This window comes from Methylobacter svalbardensis, from assembly GCF_037671525.1.
GTDB classification, from domain to species: Bacteria; Pseudomonadota; Gammaproteobacteria; order Methylococcales; family Methylomonadaceae; genus Methylobacter_A; species Methylobacter_A svalbardensis.
Map to the genome: position 1 here is coordinate 1 of NZ_JAWPOH010000124.1, position 4,813 is coordinate 4,813.

7 protein-coding genes and 1 pseudogene are annotated in these 4,813 nt (G+C 46.8%); 6 read left to right on the top strand and 2 right to left on the bottom strand.

What is annotated here, in order from left to right:
- The first annotated feature begins 124 nt into the window (after positions 1–124).
- From RW114_RS19865 to RW114_RS19880, 3 genes and pseudogenes are all read left to right on the top strand, one after another.
- Complete coding sequence (locus RW114_RS19865; protein WP_340124474.1) at positions 125–325, top strand: cupin domain-containing protein; 201 nt, start codon at positions 125–127, stop codon at positions 323–325.
- 108 nt (positions 326–433) lie between these two features.
- Positions 434–650 (top strand): annotated as a pseudogene (locus RW114_RS19875) (laccase domain-containing protein).
- Between the two features lie 18 nt (positions 651–668).
- Entirely contained in the window at positions 669–1,499 is an 831-nt protein-coding gene (locus RW114_RS19880) for a ZIP family metal transporter (protein ID WP_340124476.1), read from the top strand.
- Positions 1,500–1,936: 437 nt separating this feature from the next.
- On the opposite strand, the gene RW114_RS19885 is transcribed toward RW114_RS19880, so the two are convergent.
- Both RW114_RS19885 and RW114_RS19890 read right to left on the bottom strand, forming a co-directional pair.
- A complete protein-coding gene (locus tag RW114_RS19885) occupies positions 1,937–2,209 on the bottom strand; it encodes a DinB/UmuC family translesion DNA polymerase (RefSeq protein ID WP_340124477.1) in 273 nt (90 codons plus the stop codon).
- Positions 2,121–2,825 (bottom strand): S24 family peptidase, encoded by a 705-nt coding sequence (locus RW114_RS19890; protein ID WP_479687043.1) that lies wholly within the window; start codon positions 2,823–2,825, stop codon positions 2,121–2,123. Before RW114_RS19890 ends, RW114_RS19885 begins: the two co-directional genes overlap by 89 nt.
- A gap of 109 nt (positions 2,826–2,934) precedes the next feature.
- Between RW114_RS19890 and lexA the strand changes: the two genes are divergently transcribed.
- The 3 genes from lexA (at position 2,935) to RW114_RS19910 (ending at position 4,621) form a co-directional block, all read left to right on the top strand.
- Entirely contained in the window at positions 2,935–3,555 is a 621-nt protein-coding gene (gene lexA / locus RW114_RS19900; protein ID WP_340124478.1) for a transcriptional repressor LexA, read from the top strand.
- A gap of 19 nt (positions 3,556–3,574) precedes the next feature.
- On the top strand, positions 3,575–3,721 hold the full coding sequence (locus RW114_RS19905; RefSeq protein WP_340124479.1) for a hypothetical protein: 147 nt from the start codon (positions 3,575–3,577) through the stop codon (positions 3,719–3,721).
- Positions 3,722–4,063: 342 nt separating this feature from the next.
- Positions 4,064–4,621 (top strand): recombinase family protein, encoded by a 558-nt coding sequence (locus tag RW114_RS19910; protein WP_340124480.1) that lies wholly within the window; start codon positions 4,064–4,066, stop codon positions 4,619–4,621.
- Positions 4,622–4,813 lie beyond the last annotated feature (192 nt).

A 4,813-nucleotide genomic window follows, 5' to 3' on the forward strand; every position in this document is an offset into this window, starting at 1 on the left:
GAGTTCAAATACTCACTCACCAACTGTTGGTGACGCTTTGCCAAGCGAGGATCGAGGTCTAATAACTTTTTTTATATTCATGGCGTATGTTACTACTTTTGTGCTTTAAGTTGTGTAGATAGCTATGCACGAAGGGCCAGGGCCGCGTTATGTCCTTAAAGGCAAATTGAAAGTCGAAGATAGCGGTGAAACCAAAGTTTATGGTGCGGGCGAGGTGTTTTGGGAAACGGTAGCTGCCATGACGGTGGAAAACGTTGGTACCAGTACAGCCGAGATATTGATTTTTGAATTGGCCCCCGTGAAATCCGATGACTCAATGAAATGAGCCAGTTTACTCGAATGACTTAAGGCGCCGGGTATTCTCGCCGAACTCTTTGTCTGCACTTAACTATTGTGCTGCATTTTTAAAGGCCGATTTGAAGTCGGCACTAAAGTGCGCAATGCTTTTCTGGAAAAATCGGCCGCATTCACAACGGCCTTTAAAAAGCAGAACAATGGCAAGTGGCTGGCGGACATTTATCAGTTGGCTCGAACCGATCTGGCTGCTGGGTATTGATAAGGTTTACGGTGGCGGTTTTTGCACAGTCACCGAACATGAACGTTTTTATTCTTATCGTCGGGATAAACAGACGGGCGTATGGCAACGCTAATATGGAAAAAATAACAGAGTGAATTTACTGCTACTAATTATCATTTTTACAGCAGTTGGCGGCGTATTAAGCGTTATGGCGGCCGCTGTTTTTCTATTGTTGTCTGAGCAGCGCAGGGCTAAAGTATTGCCGCACGGAATCAGCTTTGCAATTGGCGCATTATTGGCGGTTGCCTTTTGGGGCTTAATTCCCGAGGCATTTTCAGAAACCAAGCCTGAGCAGTTTCAATCCTTATCCGGGACAATTTTAGCGGGTGTACTTGGTTTTTTCGTGCTGGAAAAGTTGCTGATCTGGCGTCATTGCCATTCCGGTGACTGTGAGGCGCACGGCAATGAAGATGAGTACGAACATGGTCACGGGCATACCTACAGTCATAGTCACGGTATAGCAAAGTCAGCCGGTGCGTTGATTATTCTTGGAGACGGCATCCATAATTTTGTCGATGGTGTTTTAATCGCGGCCGCGTTTTTGACCGATGTTCAATTAGGCATAGTTACCAGTCTGGCCGTTGCTGCGCATGAAATTCCTCAGGAAGTCGGCGATTTTGCGATCTTGCTGCACAGCGGCTATTCCAGAAGCAAAGCGCTTTTTTACAATATACTCGCCAGCTTAACCACGGTTTTGGGCGGTGTGCTAGCATATTTCAGCTTGGCGGATTTGCATGAGAGTTTGCCGTATTTCCTGGTACTGGCGGCCTCTAGCTTTATTTATATCGCAGTGGCCGATCTGATCCCGTCATTGCATAAAAAGACCGACATGAAAACATCATTGCAGCAGATTGCGTTGATTGCTATGGGCGTGTTGTTGATTTGTTCATTGCACGGCCTTGCCCATAATATCGAGGGTTAGGCCGCTTTCGCTTAGCGTACTATTTTTTCCGAATTCTGCCTCTACCCCTAGTATGAATATGAGTTCAGTGCAATCATATTCCCAAAAAAACAAATTAAATGCTTCCCCAAGAAAAATTCATTCGCTATACTTGTTTCGAATCGCTATTATATGGCAAATAAATATAGTTAATTTTTCTTGGGGAGAACTATCATGCGGAACACAACACGTTCTATCCGGCGACAACTATCCTTATAACTAAACTTTAACCGTCAGTTTCAGGCGAGTCATTTAAAAATTTTCCTCCATAATGCCCTCAATTTATGTAGGAGGGCATCTTTTTCCAGATAAACACACGTTGAAAATTTGCCAATAAAAATCCATCAATGTCACTAATTAAGTATTTCTATCTTATTTTTTGACTTTGAAAGTGGCAAACATTGTCATGTTCGGCTGATTTAAATGACCGGTTTTAGGCAGGAACCAGTCGCACAAAGAACTGAATTTGATGCTAGATGAATGACCGCACTTGGCCCAGGCTGTGTCAAAACGCACATTAGATAGCCATAGCCTGCTTTGAATATTTCCGTTAGCAAGCAGTTGGCCGTGCCGATGAGTGTGCGGGTGTCCTGTGTGGCGGCATCAAACTTGATGCTGGCCGCACGTTGATATTGCGGCTCCTGCGGGTTGAACGGGCTGGTTCTGATGAATACCGTAATACAGCCAGTCACCGACTGCTGTCTTCTGATTTTTTCGGCGGCTAAAGCTGCGGGAACAGACAATCTGCTGTTTGTCCGGCGCAATCTCTTCCAGCTCCAGACAGGAAATGCCGTTCAGAGCCATTACGGTTCTGGCGACCACGACATTAAACTGGGCTTGAATGCGTTTGCTCGGTTCAATTGCCAAGTCCCAAACGGTATTGATCCCGATCTGGTTAAGCTTTGCGGTGGTGCGTGAGCCTATGCCCCACACCTCGCCGACCGGCACGATCCGCATCAGCTTTTCCCTGCGCACCGGGTCAGACAAATCCACTACACCACAGGTCTGTTTCCACTTTTTGGCGGCAAAGTTCGCCAGTTTAGCCAGTGTTTTAGTCGGCCCCATGCCCACACAGACCGGAATGCCGGCACCGAGCATTGATTCACCTTGAGCGCGAACAAAGAACGTCACGGCGGGCTTTTGTACCAGCAGCTTGTTTAAATCCAGGTTTTTCTCGACGTAATCATCGGCAGGGGACGGAAACCCGGCTGCCACTTTGCCTGCCAATAGCGGTAACGCTACTCGTCGAACAGTGCGGACGGGTTGCCAAATAACCGTGTTAAATGTCGATGTAACTAATTGATCCATAATATGCTCGAAAAAAGGTTAATATTTACGTTCTCTTTTTGTTCTCTTTTTTTCTGGCATTTTAGGCTGTTTTTGCTAAACTGACAAAAAATAAACGGCAGGGGGAACCATGAACGAACTAACCAGGCGGCAGCGTGAAATCTTTGAATTCTTGCGCGACAACTACGAGAAATTTAACTTTCCGCCCACGCTCGATGAACTCTGTGCGGCGCTGGGTATGGCTTCGCGGGGTTCAATGCACAAGCACATTACGGCCTTGATTGATGCTGGACTGGTTGAGTCATTCGCTGGCCAAAAACAAACAGGTATCCGCTTAACGTCAAGGGCGCAACACGACTATGTGGCCTGTGAACACGCCTTGCCGTTTGTCGGCAGTATTGCTGCCGGTAAGCCGATTGAGGCGCTGGAAAACATTAACTATATGGCGGTGCCGGACAGGCTAAAGAGCGACAAGCCCTGCTATGTGTTGCAGATTAAAGGCGATTCGATGGTTGAAGCCGGTATTTTCGACGGCGATTGGGTGGTTATCGAGCAACGCAGTTATGCGCAAAATGGCGAAATCGTGGTGGCCTTGATTGAGAAGTCGGAAGCGACACTGAAATATATCGAGCAATCGCCGGACAAAGTGTTGTTAATTCCGGCTAATGCCAGCATGAAGGCAATGGTCTACCGACCAGACCAGGTTGAGATCCAGGGTGTGCTAGTTGGGCAAATGCGCAGTTATCGTTAATCAAGAGAGGAGAATCGTCATGCAAAGAAAAGTTCACATGCGCGACCAAGTGGGCGCCAAAAAGATTGAAGAGATCATGACCCACTACGACCGGTGTTCGATGGAAGAGTGGGCGGTGAAGTTTGCGGTGATTGGGGTGTTTTTGTTGCTGGGGGTTTATTGGTGAATAAATTCTAGAAACTACCTGTAACGGCATGCATTTGAAAACCGTCGGGCTCGTATTTAGCGCCTTTTCTTGCTCACAATAACGGGTGTTAATCAACAAAAGGCTCTAAAGTTCTACGGGATCTTGGCTAACCTCTTGCCCAGAAATGCCTACGGACGACTTCGCCATTCACATACCTTGCCGATTGTGTGCAAGTGTAATATTTAGTATACATTAACTTACACTAAACACCTACCCCTACATACCTGATTCTATCGTGTAATATAAACTTAAATTGACATTTACCTTACAAGTGTTACGATGCATCTAAGATATTATTTTACACATAAACAGGGGTAAATTATGAAAGGTCACAATGTTGGGTATATTCGGGTTTCGTCTGGATCGCAAAACACAGAGCGACAACTCGCAGATATTGCCCTCGATGCCACATTCACAGATAAGGCCAGCGGCAAGAACACCGACCGACCGGAGCTTGATAAGTGTTTTAACCATTTGCGACGCGGTGACACGCTTCATGTTCACAGCATTGATAGACTGGCAAGAAACCTTAAAGACCTACAGACCTTAGTCGATGCCCTGAAAATCAAGGGCGTATCGGTTCACTTCCATAAAGAAAATCTAATCTTCGACGCGTCGGCCAGCAGTCCAATGCAGGAGCTTATGTTCCAGATGTTGGGAGCATTTGCACAGTTCGAGCGCACCTTGATAAAAGAAAGGCAACGCGAAGGCATAGCAGCAGCCAAGGCCAGAGGGCAGAAACTAGGCGCACCACCTAAACTGTCATTGGCGCAAGTAGCAGAAATAAAAGACCTGGCGTTACCTGGTGCAGATAAATCAGCCATAGCCAAGCAATTTGGAATAAGCCGTCCTACACTTTATAAGATCCTGGCAGCATAACCGGAGCAGCAAACATGTTGATCAATCCAACGCTGCGAGACAGGAGTCGAGTAGTCCCCAGAAGCGATAGTGCATGTGTTTTCACGAAGCGTCTTTTTGCGTAGTGAAAATACAGGCTTTCCGACATCGCGTCGAGTCATTGGAGAGCATGTGAGCTACCCCTTGTTGGGTAGCGATCGAGTGACCAGGACG

Bases quoted from the DNA above. Each gene is read 5' to 3' on its own strand.
- RW114_RS19865 (WP_340124474.1), top strand. From the start codon at position 125: ATGCACGAAGGGCCAGGGCCGCGTTATGTCCTTAAAGGCAAATTGAAA.
- RW114_RS19890 (WP_479687043.1), bottom strand. From the start codon at position 2,825: ATGGATCAATTAGTTACATCGACATTTAACACGGTTATTTGGCAACCC.
- lexA (WP_340124478.1), top strand. From the start codon at position 2,935: ATGAACGAACTAACCAGGCGGCAGCGTGAAATCTTTGAATTCTTGCGC.
- RW114_RS19905 (WP_340124479.1), top strand. From the start codon at position 3,575: ATGCAAAGAAAAGTTCACATGCGCGACCAAGTGGGCGCCAAAAAGATT.
- RW114_RS19910 (WP_340124480.1), top strand. From the start codon at position 4,064: ATGAAAGGTCACAATGTTGGGTATATTCGGGTTTCGTCTGGATCGCAA.